The organism is Catenuloplanes niger (assembly GCF_031458255.1).
Classification (GTDB): Bacteria; Actinomycetota; Actinomycetes; order Mycobacteriales; family Micromonosporaceae; genus Catenuloplanes; species Catenuloplanes niger.
In genome coordinates this window covers 5,150,717-5,172,629 of sequence record NZ_JAVDYC010000001.1, presented here as the reverse complement: position 1 = coordinate 5,172,629, position 21,913 = coordinate 5,150,717, and the positions used below count along the sequence as shown (strand labels likewise).

Sequence of the window (21,913 nt, the reverse complement as noted above, 5' to 3'; positions counted from 1 at the left end):
CCGACTCTGCCAAGTCGTGGCGGCCGGGGCCATCCTGCTGGCCCTACCGTTCCGGAACGGTCAGCACCACCGGGTCGCCGACCGCCACCGGGCCGGGCTCGACCGGCGAGGCGTAGACGCCGAAGCACACGTCGCGCTGCCCGGCGATCGCGCGCAGGATGCCCGGGTCGCGGCGCCCGGTCACCGGATCCACGTTCACGATCATGCAGCGTTTGTCCCGGCGGTCCAGGTGCAGGCGGGCGCCGCCGACGGTGAGCGTCGCGCCGATCCACGCCTCCTCCGGGAACGCGGGCGCGGTGTCCCCGGCCTCGATCAGCAGGTTCGGCCGGAACCGCAGCGGGTCGACCTCGGCGTCGTCGAGCAGCCGGGACAGGGCGTCGACCGACTGGGTGCTGAGCACGCTGAGCGGCGCGGAGTCGAACAGGCCGCGGTCGACCTTCATCACCCGGACGCCGTCGCCCAGCTCGGCCGCGAGCACCGGGTCGTCCACGTCGAGCTTCTCCCCGGACGGCGTGGTGACCTGCACCGGCGACGCGTCCGGCCGGTCCGGCTCGGTCAGCCACGGGCGGTAGTGCAGCAGGTCCGGCCGCTGCCGGATGGTCAGCCACGGGAAACCGTTACGCGCGGGCAGGTCCCGGACGAACGCCCAGCGGCGGTCGCCGGCCAGGCCGAACCACCCGAGGTCCGCGCGGTCCAGCGGCTCCGCGGCCATCGACTTGACCGGGTAGCGCCACAGTGCGGCGACCCTGCCGACCTCGATCCCGTGCGTCACCAGCCCCACCCTGTCGAGCCGGGGTGAGGCTGTCAACCGGCGCGCCTAGAAGTCACCCCCGAAGTCACCGCCGCCCCAGTCACCGCCGCCGAAGTCGCCACCGCCGTCGAACCCGCCGCCGTCGGCCTCGGCGCCGCCGCCGTCCTCCAAGCCCTCCTGGTAGCCGTCGGAGTAGCCCTCGTCGAAACCGGCCATGCCCGGGTCCGCGAACGCGGGCGAGAACAGCGCGTCGAAGATCAGCATGCCGCCGACCACGCCGGCCGCGGTGCCGAGCGCGGTCTTCCAGACCGGCGTCGAGTACCACCCCTGCGGGACGGGACGGCCGTTCACCCGGCCGCCCGGGTAGTAGTACGGCGTCTGCGGGCCGGAGTGCGGGCCCGCCTTGAACGTCTGGCCCTGCACGCTGACCTCGCGCTCCTTGGTCAGCGTCCCGGCGCCGCGGGCGGCCGCGAGCTGCGGCACCTCCGGCCCCGGGTCGATGCCCATCGCGACGCGGGCCGCCCGGATGTAGGCCAGGCCCTCCAGCGCGGTCTCCCGGGCCAGCTGGAACTGCGTGACCGTGCGGGCCTGGTCGAGCTGGCCGCCGGCCGCGTTGTAGCGCTCGGACGCGTCCGCGAGTGCCTGCCGGGACGCGGGGTCGTCGCCGTGCAGATTCATCACCTGGCCGCCGAGCCGCTCGTACCACCGCTGGGCCTCGGCGCGCGCGTCGGCCAGCTCACGCTCTCGCCGGGACGCGCTCGATCGCTGCCAGTAGAAAACGAAACCGCCGATCATCACGACCAGCACCAGCACCAGCACGAACTCCATGAAATGAACGGTAGCTCCGATATGCGAGCGCTGCTCAGGTCACCCGCGCTGTGAATCTCCTGTGCGACGCGTCCGCTCCGGCCCGGAGCGGACGACCGGGGCGCCAAGGTGATCATTTCTCGGATCGCCGCCGTGGCGGTCACCGGCGCGCGGCGCGCACTGCGGCATCCTCGATGGATGGAGCTCTCGACCGTGGTCGTGGTGATCGTCTGTCTCGGTACCGGCGGCGCGCTCGGCTGGCTGCTGGCCCGCTCACGCGCCTCCGCCGACCTGGCCCGGCTGGAGGCGACGCTGGATGCCACCCGCGACGGCGAGCAACGGCTGGAGGCGTCGCTGCGCGCGCTGTCCTTCGAGTCGACCGCGCAGTCCCAGGAGGCGGTGGCCCGCGCGGTCGCGCCGCTGCACGACGCGCTGCGCCGCTACGAACAGCGCGTCGCCGAGCTGGAGCACGACCGCGTCGACGCGTACGCGGAGCTGCGCGAACAGGTCCGGGCGATGAACACGGTCGCCGGCGGGCTGCGGACCGAGACGAAGCAGCTGGTCGCCGCGCTGCGGGCGCCGCAGGTGCGCGGCCGGTGGGGCGAGCACCAGCTGCGTCGGGTGGTCGAGGCGGCCGGCATGCTGGAGCACTGCGACTTCGCCGAGCAGGTCACCGCCGCGACCGACACCGCGACGGTCCGGCCCGACCTGGTGGTGCGGCTGCACGGCGGCCGGACCGTGGTGGTGGACGCGAAGGCGCCGTTCGAGGGTTACCTGACCGCGATGGAGGCCCGGGACGAGCGCAGCCGGGACACCGCGCTGGACGCGCACGCCCGGCACCTGCGCGGGCACGTGGACGCGCTGGCCGCGAAGTCGTACTGGGCCGCGTTCGACGACACGCCGGACTTCGTGGTGCTGTTCGTGCCGGCCGACACGTTCCTGGACGCGGCGCTGCAGCGCGACCCGATGCTGCTGGAGCACGCGTTCGCGCGCAACGTCGTGCTGGCCACGCCGGCCACGCTGATGGCGCTGCTGCGGACCATCGCGCACGGCTGGCGGCACTCCGAACTGACCCGGAACGCGACGATCGTGCACGGCGTGGCGCGCGAGCTCTACGGCCGGCTGTCCACGCTCGGCGACCACGTGACCAAGCTCGGGTCCTCACTCGAGGGCGCGGTGTCGGCCTACAACCGGGCGGTCGGGTCGCTGGAGTCGCGCGTGCTGGTGAGTGCGCGCAAGCTGGCCGACCTGGGCGTCTCCCGCACTCCGCTGGAGACGCCCGCGCAGATCGAGGTGGCGCCGCGTCAGCCGCAGGCGCCGGAGTTGGTCACGAGCTCTGAAGAGCGGCCTTCCTCATATCCCGCTTGAGCTCCTGCGGCAGCGAGAACGTCAGCCGCTCCTCCGCCGTGAGGATCTCCTCGACCTCGCCGAAGCCGCGCGCCGCCAGGTGCTTCAGCACGTCCATCACCAGATCGTCCGGCACGCTGGCACCGGAGGTCAGGCCGACCGTGGTGGCACCCACCAGCCACTCGTCCTGGATCTCGTGCGCGAAGTCGACCAGGTGGCCGGCCCTCGCGCCGTACTGCAGCGCGACCTCGACCAGGCGCACCGAGTTCGACGAGTTCGTCGAGCCGACCACGATCATCACGTCGCAGTCCGGCGCGATCTCCTTGACCACGTGCTGCCGGTTGGAGGTGGCGTAGCAGATGTCGTCGCTCGGCGGCGAGACCAGCAGCGGCAGCTTCGTCTTCAGCCGGGCCACGGTCTCCATCGTCTCGTCGACGGAGAGCGTGGTCTGGGACAGCCAGACCACCTTGCTGGGGTCACGCACGGTGACCTTGTCGACGCCGTCCGGCCCGTCGACCAGCTGCACGTGCGCGGGGGCCTCACCGGCCGTACCGATGACCTCCTCGTGCCCCTCGTGCCCGATCAGCAGGATGTCGTAGTCCTCGGCCGCGAACCGGCGGGCCTCGTGGTGCACCTTCGTCACCAGCGGGCAGGTCGCGTCGATCGCGCGCAGGTTCCGCGCCTTCGCGGACTCGTGCACCGTGGGGGCCACGCCGTGCGCGGAGAAGATGACGGTGGCGCCCTCCGGCACCTCCTCGTTCTCCTCCACGAAGATCGCACCCTTGGCCTCCAGCGAGGAGACCACGTGCTTGTTGTGCACGATCTGCTTCCGGACGTAGATCGGGGCACCGTAGAGCTTCAGTGACTCTTCGACGGTCTGCACCGCCCGGTCCACACCCGCGCAGTAGCCACGCGGCTTGGCCAGCAGGACCCGCTTACGGCTCGTCTCGCTCACATCCGCCATGGTACGCACCTCGGCGCCGAGTCCCGCGGTCGTGCGTTCTGCCCCACACCGATTCCGCCGGGGCTCAAAATAGCCTCATGCCGGACGAACAGGGAAAACTGGCCGCACTGGGCACGGCGCTCCCGATCGCGCTCCGCCGCAGCCTGGCCCTGCTCAGCATGCTCGCCGGCGGCTGGCTGATCTTCATGTCCGTCACCTCGGTCGCCAACCCGCGGCTCGTCGTGCTCGCGGCCGGCTACCTGCTCGGCGGCGCCCTGCTGCTCTACGCAACCCGCTGGCGGGTGTTGCACCGCTGGACGCTGCTCGCCGCGATCCTCGGCGGCCTGGCCGGCACCGGCCTGTCGCTGCTGGTGCGCGAGCAGGGCTCGATGGCCGCGTTCTCCTACACGCTGCGCCGCGGCTACCCGCTGCACGCGGTGCACTGGACCGCGCCGGGTGAGACGGTCGCGGAGGCACGCGCCGCGCTGGCCGACGTGCCGGTCCGTCCCGACTGGGGATACGCGACCGCCGACCTGCTGTTCTGGGCCTACTGCAGCCTCGCGGTCGCGGCCCTGGTCACACTCGTGGTCCGCTTCTCCAGACGCTGATGTACCCGCTTCCGGCGGGTCACCTTCCGCACGCTCCCGCGGGCACCGGTCGTCGCCGGCGCTCCTCCCTGTCAGGACCGTGGGTGGTCACCACGAACCCGGGCGGGCGGAAATGTCAGGGGTGGGTTCTAGGGTGTGGGGGTGACACAGACCGGGCCGCAACCGACGACGGGCACCGCGCCACGCAACGGCGCCGGTGCGACCGGTGCCGCCGGTGCGCCCGGCGCCAGCACGGCGGAGGAGCCGTGGCCGGTCCGGGTGGTCAGTCAGAAGGTCAGCGCCTGGATCGCCAAGCTCGGCTGGGTCTGGGTCGACGGCCAGGTCGCGCAGATCAACCGGCGCCCGGGCAGCGGCACCGTCTTCATCACGCTGCGCGACCCCGCCGCGGAGCTCAGCCTGACCGTCACCACGAGCCACGAGGTGCTCAGCGTCGGCGCGCCCGAACTGTCCGAGGGCGCCCGCGTCGTGCTCCGCGCCAAGCCGGAGTTCTACGCGGCTCGCGGCACACTCAGCTTCCGGGCCGACGAGATCCGTCAGGTCGGGCTCGGCGAGCTGCTGGCCCGGCTGGAGAAGCTGAAGCGCCTGCTCGGCGCCGAGGGCCTGTTCGCCCGCGAGCGGAAACGCCGGCTGCCGTTCCTGCCGCAGCGCATCGGCCTGATCACCGGCCGCGCGTCCGCCGCCGAGCGCGACGTGCTGACCAACGCGCGCCGCCGCTGGCCCGGCGTCGACTTCCGGGTCATCAACGTCGCCACCCAGGGCGTCTCCGCCGTCCCGCAGATCCTCGACGCGCTCAAGGTGCTCGACGAGGACCCCGGCACCGACGTCATCGTGATCGCCCGCGGCGGCGGCAGCGTCGAGGACCTGCTGCCGTTCTCCGACGAGGCGCTGTGCCGTGCCGTCTTCGCCGCCCGCACCCCCGTGGTCAGCGCGATCGGCCACGAGGAGGACACGCCGCTGCTCGACTACGTGGCCGACGTGCGCGCCTCCACCCCCACCGACGCCGCGAAACGCCTGGTCCCCGACCTCACCGAGGAGCAGCGCCTGATCGCTCTGGCCCGCCACCGCCTGGACCGCGCCGTCACCCACCGCCTCGACCGCGAGTCCCAGCGCATCGACGCCTGGCGCTCCCGCCCGGTCCTGGCCCGCCCACACGTCATGCTCGACCAGCGCGCCGCCGACGTCACCGCCCTCCGCGACCGGGCCGAGCGCACCCTGGGCCACCGCATCTCGACCGCGACCACCGGTCTCACCCACACGCTGGCCCGGCTCCGCGCGCTCTCCCCCGCCGCCACCCTCCAGCGCGGCTACGCCATCGTCCAGCGCACCGCCGACGGCCACGTCATCCGCACCCCCGACGAGGCCGCCCCCGGCACCCCCCTCACCATCCGCCTCACCACCGGCTCCCTCCCCGCCGTCGTCACCACCCCGGACCACGCCTCCGCCCCCGGCGGCGGCACGACCGGCAGTGGCGAGCCCACGGCGCCCGAGACAGCGGCGCGCGAGACAGCGGCGCGCGAGACAGCGGCGCAAGGACCCACGGCGCGCGAGGCCACGGCACAAGAAGCCACGGCGGCGCCGGAGACGACCGCGAAGCGGAAGCGGGCCACGACCGCGAAGTCCCGGAAGGACAGTGCATGACGACGGAGCAGAAGACGCCGCCGAAGATGAGCTACGAGCAGGCGCGCGAGGAACTGGGCCGCGTCGTCGAGCGGCTGGAGGCCGGTGGCACCTCCCTGGAGGAGTCCCTGGCCCTCTGGGAGCGCGGCGAGGAACTGGCCGCGCTCTGCCAGCGCTGGCTGGACGGCGCCCGCGCCAAGCTCGACGCCGCCCGCGAGGCCCGCACGCAGTAACCGGCTCGCGAGGCTCGCACACACAGCACGTTCGGCCCGCCGGGCCGTCACGCCGAAGCCCGCACGCATTGACGCGTGCGGGCTTCGGCGTGCGCCGTGCCGGGCGGCAGGGGGAGCCGCCGCCCGGTAAGGCCGACCGGCGCGGACGGCCGGTGGCCGTCCGCGCCGGGGTGGATCAGGTGGTGATGTCCGTGCCGGTGAAGCCGGCCGGTGGGTCGACGTACTGGCCGGCGCGCGGGGCGGGTGGGAAGCCGATCTCGTTCCAGCCACGGAAGGTCATGGTCATCGCCATCCGCTCGGTCCCGACCTTGACGGTTGCCGTGAAGACCGAGATGCGGTTGTCGATGTCGGTCTCGGCGCGGAACGGCACGTTCTTCGCGGCGTCCTCGAAGATCTTGGTTTCCGGGTCCTGGTCCAGGCTGCCGAACTTGGTCGGGCTGAGCGCGGTCAGGTCCATCGTGCCGCTGAACGTGTGCGCGGTGTTCTGCTGGATCGTCCGGATGCTGCGCTCCACGTAGGCCGGGTCGAGCGCGATCTGGTCCATCGCCTCGGTGAGCCCGCCGGCCTGGTCCGGGTCGATGCGCAGCCACTTCTGGCCGTCGAGGCCCTCCGGGATCCGGCCGGCGCCACCCAGGTCGCCGAGGATCTGGCGCATGTCCATCTTCATGAACAGGAACTCGGGCGTGATGTGGTACTCGAACGTCATCGTCTCGTCGGCCTCGCCGGCGATCGTGACCGTGGCGTGCACCGAGTCGGTCTCGTTGTCGACCAGGACGGTGCCGCCCATGCCGGGGTCGTAGGAGATGTCGTAGGCGAACCGGCCCTCGCTCATCGCGGCGAACGAGGAGGCCAGCGCGGCCTTCGGGTCGACCGCGGGCGCGGAGGACGTGGCGGGTGCCGGGGCGGCGGCGTTCCCGCCGGGGAGGTTGGCGCAGCCGGCGAGCAGGGCCGACAGCGTGACGGCCGCGGTGACCGCGGTGACTGACTTACGCATGTCTGGATTCACCTCAGGACTTGCCGTTGAGCTGCGCGTACGTCTCGTCGGTGGCCTCGACCACGTCGGTGCCGGCCGGCTTGGCCGGCGCCGCGGCGGCACCGTACTCGGAGATCGTGATGGTCAGTGGCGTGCCGCCGAGGTCGTAGACGACGGAGGTGAGCCGGCCCCGGTCGTCGAGCGTCGCGGTGAACGGCACGGTCTTGAGCTTCGCGTCGGGCTCGGTGCCCTCCTGGGTCAGCACGTACTCCGAGGGGGTGTGATCGTAGAGGTTGGCCACGCCCTTGTACTGCCCCGGGCCGGTCTGCTCGGCGGAGACCAGGCCCTTGCCGAGCGGGTCGGCGACGTCGGCCAGGTCGGCGTCCGCGAAGGAGATGCCGGTGAAGTCCTCGGCCCGGTCCGGGTCGAACATCAGCCACTTCTTGCCGTCCAGGCCGAGCGGGGTGAGCTCGCCGGTCCCGGCGCCGAACGCCTCGGCGAGGACCGCGAAGACGTCGGTCCGCAGGTAGGTGGCGCGGGGCTCGGTGTAATAGAGCTCCAGCGAGAAGGCGGGCTCCTCGGACGTCGTCGAGGTGAGCGCCATGGACCGGCTGGGCCCGTGCACGACGCCGGTGGTCTTCATCCCGGCGGACTCGGCGCTGAACGCGTAGTGGGTGTCGACGTTGATCGCGTTGACGGACGCGGCGAGCGCGGCCTTCGGGTCGGCCGGGATCGGCGGCGGCGTGGCCGACGCGGGTGCGGCGGCCGGATCGGCTGACTGCTCCGCCCCGCAGCCGCCGAGGGCGATCGCGAGCGCGGCGAGACCGGCGACGCCGGCCCGGAATCCCCGTGAGGACTTCACTATGAACTTCTCCATCAGAGAGTGCTGGAAGAAAGCTGGGAGCACCGTACCGATGGGGTGTGACAGATTTTCGGGATTTTTCGGCGGGCTGCCGGGGCGTCAGGCCAGGCTGTCGGCCAGTTCCCGCAGCTCGCCGGCGTCGGCTGTGCCGACGATCACAATGGTGCGGTCCGGGGTGAGCAGGACCAGCGCGGTCTCGTTCGCGCGGGCGGAGTAGGACTGCCACTGCTGTCCGTCGATCGTCACCGGCGCTCCGGGGCGGGCGCCGGTGGTGAGTTCCGCGGGGAGCAGTCTCTCGGCCGGGACCGAGCTCTCGACCAGCAGGACCGCGCCGCCGGACGGGCTGACGTACCCGATGCGCAGGGATTGTCCGCCGTCGACCGTGCCGAAGCTGGACGTGGTCGCGCTCCACTCCTCGCTCAGCCCGGTCGGCACCAGGACCGGGAACGCGCCGGACGCGCGGGCGGACTGCACGGACGGGGTGACGTCACGCGCGATCGGGTCCGCGCCGTCCAGGAAGAACTGGTAGTAGGCGACCATCAGCGCGAGCGGCACCATGATGGCCGCCAGCGACAGGACCATGTCCTTCCAGTTGCGCTCGCGCCGGGCCGCCGGGGCCGGTACCGCCGCCGGGGAGGAGCTGTTCTGGTCCGCGTCCACGTCACCATCCTGACGGATCCGGGCGGTGGACCGTCATCCGGCACACCCGGGCGCGACCGACACCACTGCCGGCGACCCTGTCCCCGCGGGGACGGAACGTGCCAGGATCGGGTGAAGACGCCCAACGCACAGCGTAAGGCGATCGACCGACTCCGCAACGTAGCGAGGAGGCCGCATGACCGCCAACATTCCGCAGGATCTCGACCGCAACCTGGCGCTCGAACTGGTCCGGGTGACCGAGGCCGCCGCGATGGCCGCCGGCCGGTGGGTCGGCAAGGGTGACAAGGAGGGCGGGGACGGCGCGGCCGTCGACGCCATGCGCAAGCTGATCAACTCCATTTCGATGCGCGGGGTGGTGGTGATCGGCGAGGGCGAGAAGGACAACGCCCCGATGCTCTACAACGGCGAGATCGTGGGCGACCAGTCCGGCCCGGAGGTGGACGTCGCGGTCGACCCGATCGACGGCACCACGCTGATGGCGAAGGGCATGCCCGGCTCGATCGCGGTGCTGGCCGCCGCGCAGCGCGGCGCGATGTTCGACCCGAGCGCGGTCTTCTACATGGAGAAGCTGGCGGTCGGCCCGGAGTACGCCGCGGTGATCGACATCGAGGCGGGCGTGCAGGAGAACCTGCGCCGGATCGCCAAGGTCAAGGGCGGCGGCGTCTCGGACGTGACGGTCTGCATCCTGGACCGGCCGCGGCACGCGAACCTGGTCAAGGAGGTCCGCCACGCGGGCGCCCGGATCAAGTTCATCTCGGACGGCGACATCGCCGGTGCGATCTCCGCGGCCCGGGAGAACGCCGAGGTCGACGTGCTGATGGGCATCGGCGGTACGCCGGAGGGGATCACCGCGGCCTGCGCGCTGAAGTGCATGGGCGGGGAGATCCAGGCGAAGCTGTGGCCGCAGGACCAGGCCGAGCGGGAGAAGGCGCTGGCCGCCGGCCACGACCTGGACCGGGTGCTGACCACGGACGACCTGGTCACCGGCGACAACTGCTTCTTCGTCGCGACCGGCGTGACCAGCGGCGACCTGCTCAAGGGCGTGAGCTACCGGTCGGGTGGCGCGTACACCCAGTCGATCGTGATGCGGTCGAAGAGCGGCACGATCCGGACCATCGACTCGTTCCACCGGCTGGAGAAGCTGGCCCACTACTCCTCGATCGACTTCAACGGCGAGATCCCGCTGGCCGACTGATCCGGTGCCCGGGGCGCCACCACGCGCCCCGGGCCGCACCGGTCAGGCGTGCCAGCGCAGCGAGAGACCGGAGGCGGCGCGTTCGGCGCGGATCTCCATGACCGTGCCCAGGATCGTCGCCCGGTCCATCACCACCGGCTCGTCGTCCAGGCCGAACGTGACCCGGTCGCTGCGGAACACCGGGGTGCCGGCCGGCTGGCGCAGCAGCGTGGCGACCGGGTCGTCCAGCAGCGCCGGGCGCAGCCGCTCGCGGGCCCGGTGCACGACCACGCCCTGCTCGGCGAGTGCGTGGTAGAGCGAGGTCCGCGCGAAGTCGACGTCGAGCAGCGCGGCACCGTACGGCGCCCGGACCCAGGACACCTGGTGCAGCGCGGGCCGGCCGGCGATCAGCCGGACCCGCTCCAGCCGGGTGATCCGCTCACCGGCCGGCCGGCCGAGCGCGTCGGTGGCCCAGGCCGGTGCCTTGCGCATGCCGATGCCGATCAGGTCGGTGCCGACCACGTGACCCTGCTCGCGCAGGTCGTCCGCGAGGCTGCGCAGCGAGTCCAGCTGGTACGCCGCGGCCGGCTCGGCCACGAACGTGCCGCGCCCGGCCTGCTGGCTGAGCAGCCCGTCCGACTCCAGCCGGGCCAGCGCGGCGCGCAGCGTGGCGAGCGTGACGCCGTACGCCGCGCTCAGCTCGCGCTGCGGCGGGAGCGCGGAGCCGGGCGGGTACTCCCCCGCCCGGATCTTCGCGGCCAGGTCGGCCGCGATCGTCAGGTACTTCGGCTCGCGCCGCTCTCGCGTCTCCACCCACCAGACATTAGGCCCTGCATCGACGCGCGAGCGCACGGCTTCGCGACGCGCGAGCGCACGGCTTTCCGACGCGTGGCCGGGCGGCACCCGGGCCACATCACAGCCCGGCCGGCCACGTCGTTGCGGGGCCTAGATCGCTTCCCGGAAGCGGGCGATCTGCGTGCCCAGCTCGGCCGGGGACGCGCCGTCCAGCAGGCGGCGCATCAGCGCGGACGCGACCACCACGCCGTCCGCGTCCCGGACCGCCGCGGCCGCGTGTTCCGGCGCGGAGACGCCGAAGCCGATCAGGACCGGCAGCGCGGTCAGCGTCCGCACTGCCGTGGCCAGCGGGCCGGCCGCGGCGTCGAGCCGGTCCCGCTCGCCGGTCGTGCCCAGCACCGACACGGCGTAGACGAACCCCTGCGCGCCGGCCGCGATGTCGCGCAGCCGGTCCGGCCGGGTGGACGGCGCGACCAGCGGGATCAGGTCGAGCCCGGCCGCGTTCGCCGCGTCCCGGATCGGCGCCACCTCGTCGAGCGGCGCGTCCGGCACGATCAGGCCGGAGATCCCGGCCTCGGCGAGCCGCCCGGCGAACCCGGGCCGGAGCGCCAGGTTGGCGTAGGTCATCACGATCAGCGGCACCTCGGCCCGCAGCGCGCGGACCTCGGCGAGGATTCCGTCTACGGTGGTGCCGCGGGCCAGCGCGCGGTCCGACGCCTCCTGGATGGTCGGCCCGTCCAGCATCGGGTCGGAGAACGGCAGCCCGATCTCGATCGCGTCCGCGCCGTTGTCCCGGTACGCGCGCAGGCAGTCGGCCCAGTCCTCGGTGACGCCCCCGGTCACGTACGGCACGAGCTTCTTGGCGTTGTCGTCGGCAAAAATCACTGGAACATCTCCATGTCCTTGTCGCCACGGCCGGAGAGCGTCATCAGGACGGTGAGTCCGGCCAGGTCACTCGCGTTGCGGACGATCCAGGCGAGCGCGTGCGCGGACTCCAGCGCCGGGATGATCCCCTCGGTCCGGGCCAGCCGGTGCACCGCCTCGATCACCTCGTCGTCACCGGCGGTCGCGTAGGTCGCCCGGCCGGTCGCGCCCAGGTGTGCGTGCTCCGGCCCGATCCCCGGATAGTCCAGGCCGGCCGCGACCGACGACGCCTCGGCGATCTGCCCGTGCGCGTCCTGCAGCACCATCGACCGGTGTCCGTGCAGCACGCCGGGCGAGCCGCCGGTCATCGCCGCGCCACCGGCCGCCTCCACGCCGACCAGCCGGGCACCGGTGTCCGCGAAGCCGGCGAACGTGCCGGCCGCGTTCGACCCGCCGCCGACGCACGCGACCACCACGTCCGGCACCCGGTCGACCTGGCCGCGCGCCTCCTCGCCGATCACCCGCTGGAACTCGCGGACCATCCACGGGTACGGGTGCGGGCCCATCACGGAGCCGATGCAGTAGTACGCCTCCGCGGTGTCCGCGACCCACCGGCGCATGGCCTCGTTCGTGGCGTCCTTGAGCGTGCGGCTGCCGCTGCCGACCGGCACGACCGTGGCGCCGAGCATGCGCATGCGGCGTACGTTCGGCGCCTGGCGCTCGATGTCGCGCTCGCCCATGAAGACCACGCACTCCAGCCCGAGCAGCGCGGCCGCGGTGGCGGCGGCCACGCCGTGCTGGCCGGCGCCGGTCTCGGCGAGCAGGCGCCGCTTGCCCATCCGGCGGGCGAGCAGTGCCTGACCGAGCACATTGTTGATCTTGTGGCTGCCGGTGTGCGCCAGGTCCTCGCGCTTGAGCAGCAGCGTCAGGCCCAGCTCCGCGGAGAGGCGGCGAGCCGGCGTGACCGGGGTCGGCCGCCCCGCGTAGACGGTGAGCAGTTCGTCGAGCTCCGCGCGGAAGCGGTCGTCGGCCCACGCGTCGCGGAACGCGGCCTCGACCTCCTGACAGGCCGGGATCAGGCTCTCCGGCACGAACCGCCCGCCGAACTCACCGAACCGCCCGCGCTCGGCGGGCTCGCTCATCACACCCATCGCACACCCCCATAGTTATAGAACTCTCGGGCGAGTGTGTCACATCTTTCCCGAGAGTTCTAGAACTGTGGTGCGACCGGCCGGGTGCGGACCGCGGATCAGTCCAGGTCGTAGGCGGCCGGCACGGTGCGGCGCCGGCGGAACAGGATGGCCGCGATCGCGCCGCCGAGCAGCCCGAACAGGTGCCCCTGCCAGGAGACCGTGCTGGTGGTGGGCAGGATGCCGAGCAGCGACCAGCCGTAGAGCAGGCCGATCAGCAGCACCACGCCGAGGTTCCACCAGCTGCGCTCCACGATGCCGCGGGTGAACAGCAGCCCGAGGTAGCCGAAGATGATGCCGCTGGCGCCGACCACCACGGTGTCCGGGCTGCCGGTGAACCAGACGCCGACGCCGGAGACCGCCATGATGAACGCGGTCGACCAGATGAACCGCTTACCGCCCGCGGCCAGCACGAACGTGCCGAGCAGGATCAGCGGGATGCTGTTGCCGTAGAGATGATCCCAGTCCGCGTGCAGGAAGTGGGCGAAGACGATGCCGTCCAGGCCCTCCACGTGGTACGGCAGGATGCCCAGCGAGTAGTCCAGGCCGAGCCGCAGGAACACGTCGAGCGCCTCGATGACGAAGAGCAGCGGGACGACCGCGCACATCGCCACGAACGCCCGGCCGATCGAGGCGTAGAACGCGTCGGTGCCGAACCGGCCGACGGCATCCTGGTCCGCGTAGTTGCTCACAACTCACAGAGTTACAGGCGGTCGCACGGTTCGCCAGCCGGGCGGCCGAGGTCACAGATCACGCCGGTCAGCGCAGCCGGGCCAGGGCGGCACGCAGCTCACGGGCGTGCGCGGACAGCTGCGTGTAGACGCCGGGCAGGCCCGGTCGCGCACAGCCGATCCCCCAGCTCACCACGCCGACCTGTCGCCAGGTGCCGTAGGCGTCGCGCCGGACCAGCGGCCCGCCCGAGTCGCCGTAGCAGGCGTCGCGCCGGCCGTCGGCGACGTACCCGGCGCAGAGCATCTCGTCCGGCCGGTACGTGTAACCGGCCTCGCGGTACGCACTCACGCAGGTGTGGTCCGCGACCAGCGGCACCTCGGCGTACCGCAGTTTGCGCTGCTGTGCCTGGTCCTCGCCGGTGGCGCCCCATCCGATCACGGTGAACCGGCCGGTGTCGTACCCGGACGCGTCGTTGACCGGGATCGTCGGCAGCGGCAGCCGGCGGTCGAGCTGCAGCAGCGCCCAGTCGTCCCCCTCGGTCACCTGCCGGTAGCCGGCCGCCACGATCATGCGGACCACCCGGGCCTCGCGGGACCGCCGGTCGTCCAGGTCGACCGTGTCGGCCGTGACCGCGATCCCGTCGACCGGCAGGCCGGCGGCACAGTGCGCGGCGGTCAGCACCACCCGCGCCGCGACCAGCGTGCCGGCGCACCCGGCGGAGACCCGGACGACCCACGGGAACTGACCGGTGCGGGCCGCGTCGCCGCCGACCACCTCCAGGTCGTGGCGCCCCGCCGCGGCCGGTGCCGGCAGGGCCGCGGCCAGGGCCAGGACCAGGGCAACGAGCAGCAGGGGTACGCGGAGCGCGCGCTCCCATCCGTACCGGCGAAGGGTCTTGCCTGTGCTGTGCCGCATCTCAGGCAGCATAAGTGGGCAAATGCACCCTCTGCCGCATATCCGGCCAAGACGGGACGACGAAGGGGCGCGCCGGCGAACCGCCCGCGCGCCCCTTCCGGCGTTCTTTCTAGTACCAGCCGACGCTCTGCGAGTGCGCCCAGGCCTCACAGGGCGTGCCGTAGCGGCCCTTGATGTAGCCGAGGCCCCAGCTGATCTGGGTGGCCGGGTTGGACTCCCAGTCGCTGCCCGCCGAGGCCATCTTGCTTCCCGGCAGGGACTGCGGGATGCCGTAGGCACCGGAGCTCGGGTTCTGCGCCTGGTGGTTCCAGCCGGACTCCTTCGTCCACAGCTTGTCCAGGCAGGGGAACTGGTCGATGCCGAAGCCGGAGTCCAGCATGATCGCGCAGCCGGTGGCGCGGTTGCCGCTGTACTCGCCGCACGACGCGGGGATCGGGCCGGCGAACGCCGCGGGTTCCGAGGCGTCCTCGTTCGCCGCGGCCTCCTCCTCGGCCTTCTTCCGCTCCGCGGCCTCCTTCGCCGCCTTCTCCCGCTCGGCCTTGCGGCTGGCGGACTCCTCGGCGGCGGCGGCGCGCTTGGCGGCGGCCTTCGCGGTCTCGGCGGCCTTCTCGGCGGCGAGCCGCTCGGACTCGGCCTCCTTGGCGTGCACCTTGGTGTACTCGGCGTGCCGATCCTTGACGTACTGCTCTTCCGCGAGCGTGGCTTCGAACTCGGCCTGCGCGGAGACGCTCTGCTGTTGAATCTCACGGTCCTGGCTCAGGTACACGCCGCCGATGACCCCGGAAACCAGGAGGGCGACGGACGCCGAGCGGACACCGTAACGGCTCCACAGCGGACTCACGAAGGGGTCCCTTCGTCGGGGGCAAGGACGCGACGCGAAGATCCACCCCGGATCGGCCATCGACGGCCAACCACGGAGCGTGACAGATCCACGCCGCAAGCGTCCCCGACTCGACAGAGCCGGCCCCGCTGCCACCCGGATCCGAACGGTCCGGGTGGGCCGGAAGACGATCTCCGGCAGCGAGGGTCTCGACGGACGCCCGTCGAACACCCTCACCCAGCGCAAGGCTTAAGTGAAATCCTCAGGCACATTTGTGATATGTGCCACACCTGGAAAGCCTTCAGATGCGGACATATCCCAGTTGATCTAGACCCTCTAACGTGGGATATCCTCCAGCAGGTCTGTGACCACCTCAGCAATCGGTGACCGCTCCGATCGGGTCAGCGTCACATGGGCGAAGATCGGGTGACCCTTCAGCGCCTCGATCACGGCCGTGACCCCATCGTGACGACCCACTCGCAGATTGTCACGCTGCGCGACGTCGTGGGTGAGCACCACCCGCGAGCCCTGACCGATCCGGGACAGCACGGTCAACAGCACGTTCCGCTCCAGCGACTGCGCCTCGTCCACGATGACGAACGCGTCGTGCAGGCTCCGCCCACGGATGTGGGTCAGCGGCAGCACCTCGAGCATGCCGCGCGCCAGGACCTCCTCCATCACGTTCTCGTGCACCACCGCGCCGAGCGTGTCGAAGACGGCCTGCGCCCAGGGCGACATCTTCTCCGACTCGGACCCGGGCAGATATCCCAGCTCCTGCCCGCCGACCGCGTAGAGCGGGCGGAAGACCACCACCTTCTTGTGCCGGTTCCGCTCCATGGTGGCCTCCAGGCCCGCGCAGAGTGCCAGTGCCGACTTGCCGGTGCCGGCCCGGCCGCCCAGCGACACGATGCCGATCGACTCGTCCAGCAGCAGGTCCAGCGCGATCCGCTGCTCGGCCGACCGGCCGCGCAGCCCGAACGCCTCCCGATCACCACGCACCAGCTTCACGGTCCGGTCGTGCATCACGCGCGCCAGCGCGGAGCCGCGCGGCGAGTGCACGACAAGACCGGTGTGCACCGGCTTTCCCGCCACCTCGTCCAGCTCGAGCGCCTCACCGGAGTAGAGCCGCTGCACCTCACCCTCGGAGAGCTCCAGGTCGGACATGCCGGTCCAGGTCGCGTCCATCGCCTGACCGTGGCGGTACTCGTCCGCCACCAGACCGACGGACGCCGCCTTGACCCGCAGCGGCATGTCCTTGGAGACCAGCGTCACCTCGCGGCCCTCGGCCGCGAAGTTGAGCGCCACGGAGAGGATGCGGGCGTCGTTCGACTCGTTCCGGAAGCCGTGCGGCAGGATCGAGTCGTCCGAGTGGTTCAGCTCGACGCGCAGCGTGCCCCCGGCGTCATTGGCGAGCACGGGCTGGTCCAGCCGCCCGTACTTGACCCGCAGATCGTCGAGGAGCCGCAGCGACTGCCGCGCGAACCAGCCCAGTTCCGGATGGCTGCGCTTGCCCTCCAGCTCCGTGATCACGACGAGGGGCAGAACCACCTCGTGCTCCGCGAAGCGGTGGAAGGCCGCGGGATCGGACAGCAGCACCGACGTGTCCAGGACGAAAACCTGGACGGACCGGGCTTGAGGAGGCTCCCCGTCCGTGCTTCCCGCCGCCTCGTGGTGCTCGCTGGCGTCGGTTGCGGACTCGGTCACGGGGAGGGCGGTCGGGTCGTGATCGGCCCGAGAAGTGGTTGGACGAATCGTCACAGGCCTGCTCCGAACGGGCGTGCACCCGAACCCCACCCGCAATCCGCCTCCACCGGTGGCCCTTGCATGTCACGGGGTCGGATGCGGGCCCCGTGGCGCACTCCGTCGCAGGTCCGGGCCGGGCCGGCCGGCTCGGGAAAACCCCGTGCCGTGAGTAAGACGCTAACTGCACAATGCGACTACGACCAGATGCACAAGGTTACGTTTTCCCGCCCTGTAGGTGCTGGCCAGCGATGAGTGAAGACATTCACGTACTGTCAAGACTGATTTTCGGCGCAGTGAATGAGCCCCTGTTCACTCGGTCGTGACGGATATCTGCGGGTACGCTGACCGGCGTGTCGTCGAACCGAGTAACCCCCACCGAGGCCTGGCAGGCCACCGCGAGCCGAGCGGCTGACTGCGCCCTCTTCTTCGACTTCGACGGCGTCCTGTCGCCGATCACCGACGACCCCGGCGCGTCCGAGCCGGTGCCCGAGGTGCTCGAGGCGCTCGACGCACTCTCCCGCCTCGTCCGCCGCGTCGCCATCGTCTCCGCGCGCCCGGTCGACTTCCTGCGCGCCCGCTTCGGCACCCTGTCCGAGGTCGACCTCTTCGGGCTGTACGGGCTGGAGCGCAGCCACGGCAAGGGCGAGACGGTCACCGAGCCGGCCGCGCTCCCCTGGGTCCCGGTCGTCGAGGAGGTCGCGTCCGACGCGCGCACCACCCTCGGCGACAAGGCCTACGTCGAGTTCAAGCGCCTCTCCGTCGCGCTGCACTGGCGCAAGACCCCCGAGCACGCCGCCGAGATCGAGGCCTGGGCACACGCCGAGGCCGAGCGCCGCGGCCTCAAGGTCCAGCTCGGCCGCAAGGTCATCGAGCTCAAGCCCCCGGTCGACCGCGACAAGGGCTTCGTGATCAGCGAGGCCGTGCTCTCCGTCGGCTGCGCGTGGTACTTCGGCGACGACGTCTCCGACATCAAGGCCTTCGACGCACTCCGCGCCCGCACTGCCGTCGAGCCCGGCTTCCTCGGCGTCTGCGTGGCCGTGGCCAGCTCCGACGAGACCGGCCAGGAAGTCTCCGACGCCGCCGACTTCACCATCGAGTCCCCGGTGGCGGTCGGCGCGTTCCTCGCCGACGCCGTCAAGATCCTCCAGGCCAACGCCGCCTGACCCGCACGCCGCCCCGGCCTCCCGTTCCCGAGAGGCCGGTGCCCCAACCCGGCCGCACACCGGGCCTTTCCGCCGGTCCGGCCACACCGGCTTTCCGCCGGTCCGGCCACACCGGCCTTTCCGCCGGCCGGGCCATGCCGGCCTTTCTGCCGGCCGCACCCCGGCGTAGCCGGCCGCGCCTCGGCACACCGGCGTCCCTCCCGCCTGCGACCGGCTTTGTGGAACTCCCGACTTCGTGGATGCCGTGTGGCGGATCGTCGTCATCCGGCTCGGATGGCAACGACTTGCCACACGTCATCCCCCATCAAGCAGGACGACACCACGGAATGCCGGCCGAAAGCTCAGGCTCGGGCGCCACGCGTCGGAAATATCGTCATATCCGGCTCGGCTCGCGATCGCTGTCGCCGTGCCATGCCACCGTTCGCGGCTGAGCGATCTATCAGCCCAGCGGAAACGTGGCCGGCTTCCCGAATGAACCTTTCTTACCGCACTGACTGACCACTCGGGCCCGACAGCGCGCCGCGTTCCCGGACCGGTGCGAGACCCCTTCAGCGGCCCGCACACTGTCACGCCGCAAAACGCTATATACCGAAATTTCGGACACCCGCGGCCCGCGCGCGGATCACCGGCGAATCGCGAATCGCAATCCGCTCGTTCGGGCGCGGGCCGGACGCGGGCGCGGGCGCGGGCGCGGGCCGGACGCGGGCGCGGGCCGGGCGCGGGGGTTCGGGCTTGTGGGGCGGGACCGGCAGGGAGGAGCGCCAGCGACGACCGGTGCCCGCGGGAGCATGCGGAAGACGAGCCGCCGGAAGCGGGAAAAGCAATCGGGTCCGGCAGGTCTTCGGTCGTCAGGCGCCGAAGCGGCGCTGGCGGTCGCCGTAGGCGCGGAGGGCGCGGAGGAAGTCGGTGCGGCGGAACTCCGGCCAGTTGGCGTCGCAGAAGTAGAACTCGGACTGGGCCGACTGCCAGAGCAGGAAGCCGGAGAGGCGCTGCTCCCCGCTGGTCCGGATGATCAGGTCGGGGTCGGGCTGGCCCTTGGTGTAGAGGTGTTCGGCGATGTGGTCGACGTCGAGGACCTCGACCAGTTCCTCGATGGTGCCGCCGGCGCGGGCGTGCTCGGAGAGCAGGGACCGGACCGCGTCGGCGATCTCGCGGCGGCCGCCGTAGCCGACCGCGAAGTTGACCTCGACGCCGCCGGAGCGGGTGCGGGTCTTCTCCTGGGCGGCCTTGAGCGTGGTGGCGGTCTCGGCCGGGAGCAGGTCGAGTGCGCCGACCATGCGCAGGCGCCAGGGGTTGCCGTCCTCGGCGAGCTCGGTGCCGAGAACCTCGATGATGCGCAGCAGCGGGTCGAGTTCCTTGGCGGGGCGCCGCAGGTTGTCGGTGGCCAGCAGGTAGAGCGTGACGTGCTCGATGCCGGCCTGGTCGCACCAGTCGAGCAGGTGCTTGATGCGCTCGGCGCCGACGCGGTGGCCGTCGTTCGGGTCGATGAAACCCATTTCCTTGGCCCACCGGCGGTTGCCGTCGACGATGACGCCCACGTGCCTGGGCACCGGCTTGCCGACCAGTTTGCTGGTCAGCCGCCGCTCGTAGGCGCTGTAGACAAGGTCCCGCAGATTCATCACCACGCAGCCTAGCCATCGTGGCAAGTGACGCCAGGGCCGGACGGGCACCGGTTCCTGAGATTAGCGGCTTTCGTCCGCCTTTGCGCGGCTCTAAAAACGTCACAATCCGGCCACATGGGGGACGCCCGAGTGGTCGGACGTCCCCCGGCCGCACGGCGGATCAGCCGAGCCGCGCCCGGACCGGCCGAGCACGCGACCCAGGCCGGGCACGCGACCCAGGCCGGGCACGCGACCCAGGCCGGGCACGCGGCCCAGGCCGGGCACGCGGCCCAGGCCGGGCACGCGGCCCAGGCCGGGCGCGCGGCCCAGGCCGGGCGCGCGGGACGGGCCGGCTCAGCCCAGGCGGGCCCGGAGCGCGTCCAGTTCCGCCCAGAGCGCGGCCGGCAGCTTGTCGCCGAACCGCTCGAACCACTCGGTGATCAGCGGGAGTTCCGCGCGCCACTCGTCCGGGTCGACCGCGAGTGCGGCCTCCAGCGCACCCGGCGGGAGGGACAGGCCGGTGACGTCGATCGCGGACGGCGGTGGCAGCAGGCCGATCGGGCTCTCCACGGCGGCACCCCGCCCGTCCAGGCGCTCGGTGATCCACTTGAGCACCCGGATGTTCTCCCCGAAGCCGGGCCAGAGGAAACCGCCGTCGTCGTCGCGGCGGAACCAGTTGACGTAGAAGATCTTCGGCAGTGCCGCGTCCGGGGCGGACTTCCCCAGCGAGAGCCAGTGGTTGACGTAGTCACCGGCGTGGTAGCCGATGAACGGCAGCATCGCCATCGGGTCGCGGCGCACCACGCCGACCTCGCCGGCCGCGGCCGCGGTGGTCTCGGACGAGAGCGTGGCACCGAGGTAGACGCCGTGCGTCCAGTCGCGCGCCTCCGCGACCAGCGGCACCGTGGTCTTGCGCCGCCCGCCGAACAGGATCGCGTCGATCGGCACGCCGTGCGGATCGTCGTACTCCGCGGCCAGTGTCGGGCACTGGCCGATGGGCACGCAGAACCGGCTGTTCGGATGCGACGAGGGTGTCCCGGACGACGGCGTCCAGGACTCGCCCGTCCAGGACGTGAGGTGCGCCGGCGGGTCGCCCATGCCCTCCCACCAGACGTCGCCGTCGTCGGTGCGCGCGACGTTCGTGAAGATCGCGTTGCCGCGGGCGAGCGTGCGCATCGCGTTCGCGTTCGTCGTCCAGTCCGTGCCGGGTGCCACGCCGAACAGCCCGAACTCCGGGTTGATCGCGTAGAGGCGGCCGTCCGGCCCGAAGCGCATCCAGGCGATGTCGTCGCCGATCGTCTCGACCTTCCAGCCGGGCAGCACCGGGTCGAGCATGGCCAGGTTGGTCTTGCCGCAGGCGGACGGGAACGCGCCGGCGATGTGCCGCACCCGCCCCTCCGGCGAGGTCACCTTGATGATCAGCATGTGTTCGGCCAGCCAGCCCTCGTCGCGGGCGAGCACGCCGGCGATCCGCAGCGCGTAGCACTTCTTGCCGAGCAGCGAGTTGCCGCCGTAGCCGGAGCCGTACGACCAGATCTCCCGGCTCTCCGGGAAGTGCGAGATGTACTTCGTCCGGCTGCACGGCCACGGCACGTCCGCGTCGCCGGGCTCGATCGGCGCGCCGACGGAGTGCAGCGCCCGGACGTACCGCGCGTCCGACCCCATCGCCGCCAGCACCGCGCTGCCCATGCGCGTCATGATGCGCATGGAGGCCACGACGTACGCGCTGTCCGTGATTTCGACCCCGAATTTGGGATCCTCGGCGTCCAAGGGACCCATACAAAAAGGGATCACGTACATGGCACGACCACGCATAGCGCCGCGGTACAGCTCCGTCATCGTGCGCTTCATCTCGTCCGGCGCGACCCAGTTGTTGGTGGGGCCGGCGTCGGCCTCGTCGGCCGAGCAGATGAACGTGCGCTCCTCGACCCGGGCCACGTCGGACGGGTCGGTGCGCGCCCAGAACGACGCGGGACGGTGATCCGGGTTGAGCCGGACCAGCGTGCCCGTTCCGACCAGCTCGTCGGTGAGCCGGCGGTACTCGTCGTCGGACCCGTCGCACCAGACGACGCGGTCGGGCTGGGTGAGGTCGGCGACCTGGCGGACCCAGGTCAACAGATCACGGTGGTCGGTGGTGGGGGCTGACATCACTGATCTCCTTAGGTCGACGTTGAC

20 protein-coding genes and 1 pseudogene are annotated in these 21,913 nt (G+C 71.9%); 6 read left to right on the top strand and 15 right to left on the bottom strand.

The window, feature by feature from the left end; translation table 11 throughout:
* Positions 1-43: 43 nt before the first annotated feature.
* Both J2S44_RS22990 and J2S44_RS22985 read right to left on the bottom strand, forming a co-directional pair.
* Positions 44-772 (bottom strand): MOSC domain-containing protein, encoded by a 729-nt coding sequence (locus tag J2S44_RS22990; protein WP_310417601.1) that lies wholly within the window; start codon positions 770-772, stop codon positions 44-46.
* A 45-nt stretch (positions 773-817) separates the two neighbouring features.
* Positions 818-1,579, bottom strand: a complete 762-nt coding sequence (locus J2S44_RS22985; RefSeq protein WP_310417598.1) for a hypothetical protein — start codon at positions 1,577-1,579, stop codon at positions 818-820.
* A gap of 177 nt (positions 1,580-1,756) precedes the next feature.
* Here J2S44_RS22985 and J2S44_RS22980 point away from each other — a divergent pair, with 177 nt between their 5' ends.
* Positions 1,757-2,926, top strand: coding sequence for a DNA recombination protein RmuC (locus tag J2S44_RS22980; RefSeq protein ID WP_310417595.1), 1,170 nt, complete (start codon positions 1,757-1,759; stop codon positions 2,924-2,926).
* Here the strand turns inward: J2S44_RS22980 and J2S44_RS22975 are convergent.
* Positions 2,886-3,860: a 4-hydroxy-3-methylbut-2-enyl diphosphate reductase gene (locus J2S44_RS22975; RefSeq protein WP_445343962.1), complete on the bottom strand. Its 975-nt coding sequence runs from the start codon at positions 3,858-3,860 to the stop codon at positions 2,886-2,888. The two genes, J2S44_RS22980 and J2S44_RS22975, sit on opposite strands and share 41 nt — an antisense overlap.
* A gap of 86 nt (positions 3,861-3,946) precedes the next feature.
* Between J2S44_RS22975 and J2S44_RS22970 the strand changes: the two genes are divergently transcribed.
* The 3 genes and pseudogenes from J2S44_RS22970 to J2S44_RS22960 all read left to right on the top strand — a co-directional run bounded on the left by J2S44_RS22970 (position 3,947) and on the right by J2S44_RS22960 (position 6,306).
* A complete protein-coding gene (locus tag J2S44_RS22970; RefSeq protein ID WP_310417589.1) occupies positions 3,947-4,456 on the top strand; it encodes a hypothetical protein in 510 nt (169 codons plus the stop codon).
* 258 nt (positions 4,457-4,714) lie between these two features.
* Positions 4,715-5,878: pseudogene (gene xseA, locus J2S44_RS22965) on the top strand (exodeoxyribonuclease VII large subunit); the annotation flags it as partial.
* Positions 5,879-6,090: 212 nt separating this feature from the next.
* Positions 6,091-6,306 (top strand): exodeoxyribonuclease VII small subunit, encoded by a 216-nt coding sequence (locus J2S44_RS22960; RefSeq protein ID WP_307243143.1) that lies wholly within the window; start codon positions 6,091-6,093, stop codon positions 6,304-6,306.
* A 175-nt stretch (positions 6,307-6,481) separates the two neighbouring features.
* Here the strand turns inward: J2S44_RS22960 and J2S44_RS22955 are convergent, their stop codons facing one another.
* From J2S44_RS22955 to J2S44_RS22945, 3 genes are all read right to left on the bottom strand, one after another.
* Entirely contained in the window at positions 6,482-7,300 is an 819-nt protein-coding gene (locus J2S44_RS22955) for a hypothetical protein (protein ID WP_310417586.1), read from the bottom strand.
* A gap of 13 nt (positions 7,301-7,313) precedes the next feature.
* Complete coding sequence (locus J2S44_RS22950; protein WP_310417583.1) at positions 7,314-8,141, bottom strand: hypothetical protein; 828 nt, start codon at positions 8,139-8,141, stop codon at positions 7,314-7,316.
* A 99-nt stretch (positions 8,142-8,240) separates the two neighbouring features.
* Positions 8,241-8,801, bottom strand: coding sequence for a DUF4245 domain-containing protein (locus tag J2S44_RS22945; RefSeq protein ID WP_310417580.1), 561 nt, complete (start codon positions 8,799-8,801; stop codon positions 8,241-8,243).
* Between the two features lie 175 nt (positions 8,802-8,976).
* Between J2S44_RS22945 and glpX the strand changes: the two genes are divergently transcribed.
* Positions 8,977-9,996: a class II fructose-bisphosphatase gene (gene glpX, locus J2S44_RS22940; RefSeq protein WP_310417577.1), complete on the top strand. Its 1,020-nt coding sequence runs from the start codon at positions 8,977-8,979 to the stop codon at positions 9,994-9,996.
* Positions 9,997-10,038: 42 nt separating this feature from the next.
* Here the strand turns inward: glpX and J2S44_RS22935 are convergent, their stop codons facing one another.
* The 7 genes from J2S44_RS22935 to phoH2 form a co-directional block, all read right to left on the bottom strand.
* Positions 10,039-10,788 (bottom strand): GntR family transcriptional regulator, encoded by a 750-nt coding sequence (locus J2S44_RS22935; protein WP_310417575.1) that lies wholly within the window; start codon positions 10,786-10,788, stop codon positions 10,039-10,041.
* Between the two features lie 132 nt (positions 10,789-10,920).
* On the bottom strand, positions 10,921-11,655 hold the full coding sequence (trpA, locus tag J2S44_RS22930) for a tryptophan synthase subunit alpha (RefSeq protein WP_310417572.1): 735 nt from the start codon (positions 11,653-11,655) through the stop codon (positions 10,921-10,923).
* Positions 11,652-12,785, bottom strand: a complete 1,134-nt coding sequence (trpB, locus tag J2S44_RS22925; protein ID WP_310417569.1) for a tryptophan synthase subunit beta — start codon at positions 12,783-12,785, stop codon at positions 11,652-11,654. The genes trpA and trpB overlap by 4 nt, the downstream gene beginning before the upstream one ends.
* Before the next feature lie 98 nt (positions 12,786-12,883).
* Complete coding sequence (locus J2S44_RS22920; RefSeq protein WP_310417566.1) at positions 12,884-13,516, bottom strand: rhomboid family intramembrane serine protease; 633 nt, start codon at positions 13,514-13,516, stop codon at positions 12,884-12,886.
* A 67-nt stretch (positions 13,517-13,583) separates the two neighbouring features.
* A complete protein-coding gene (locus tag J2S44_RS22915; protein ID WP_310417563.1) occupies positions 13,584-14,411 on the bottom strand; it encodes a S1 family peptidase in 828 nt (275 codons plus the stop codon).
* Positions 14,412-14,520: 109 nt separating this feature from the next.
* Positions 14,521-15,252, bottom strand: coding sequence for an aggregation-promoting factor C-terminal-like domain-containing protein (locus J2S44_RS22910; RefSeq protein WP_310417561.1), 732 nt, complete (start codon positions 15,250-15,252; stop codon positions 14,521-14,523).
* A 315-nt stretch (positions 15,253-15,567) separates the two neighbouring features.
* Entirely contained in the window at positions 15,568-16,839 is a 1,272-nt protein-coding gene (gene phoH2 / locus J2S44_RS22905) for an RNA 5'-3' helicase PhoH2 (protein ID WP_310429865.1), read from the bottom strand.
* Between the two features lie 485 nt (positions 16,840-17,324).
* Here phoH2 and otsB point away from each other — a divergent pair, with 485 nt between their 5' ends.
* A complete protein-coding gene (gene otsB, locus J2S44_RS22900; RefSeq protein WP_310417556.1) occupies positions 17,325-18,137 on the top strand; it encodes a trehalose-phosphatase in 813 nt (270 codons plus the stop codon).
* 848 nt (positions 18,138-18,985) lie between these two features.
* Here the strand turns inward: otsB and J2S44_RS22895 are convergent.
* The gene (locus tag J2S44_RS22895) at positions 18,986-19,756 is read right to left on the bottom strand and encodes an isoprenyl transferase (protein WP_310417553.1); all 771 of its coding nucleotides are present in this window, start codon (positions 19,754-19,756) and stop codon (positions 18,986-18,988) included.
* A 336-nt stretch (positions 19,757-20,092) separates the two neighbouring features.
* Positions 20,093-21,886, bottom strand: a complete 1,794-nt coding sequence (locus tag J2S44_RS22890) for a phosphoenolpyruvate carboxykinase (GTP) (protein ID WP_310417550.1) — start codon at positions 21,884-21,886, stop codon at positions 20,093-20,095.
* Positions 21,887-21,913: the final 27 nt, after the last annotated feature.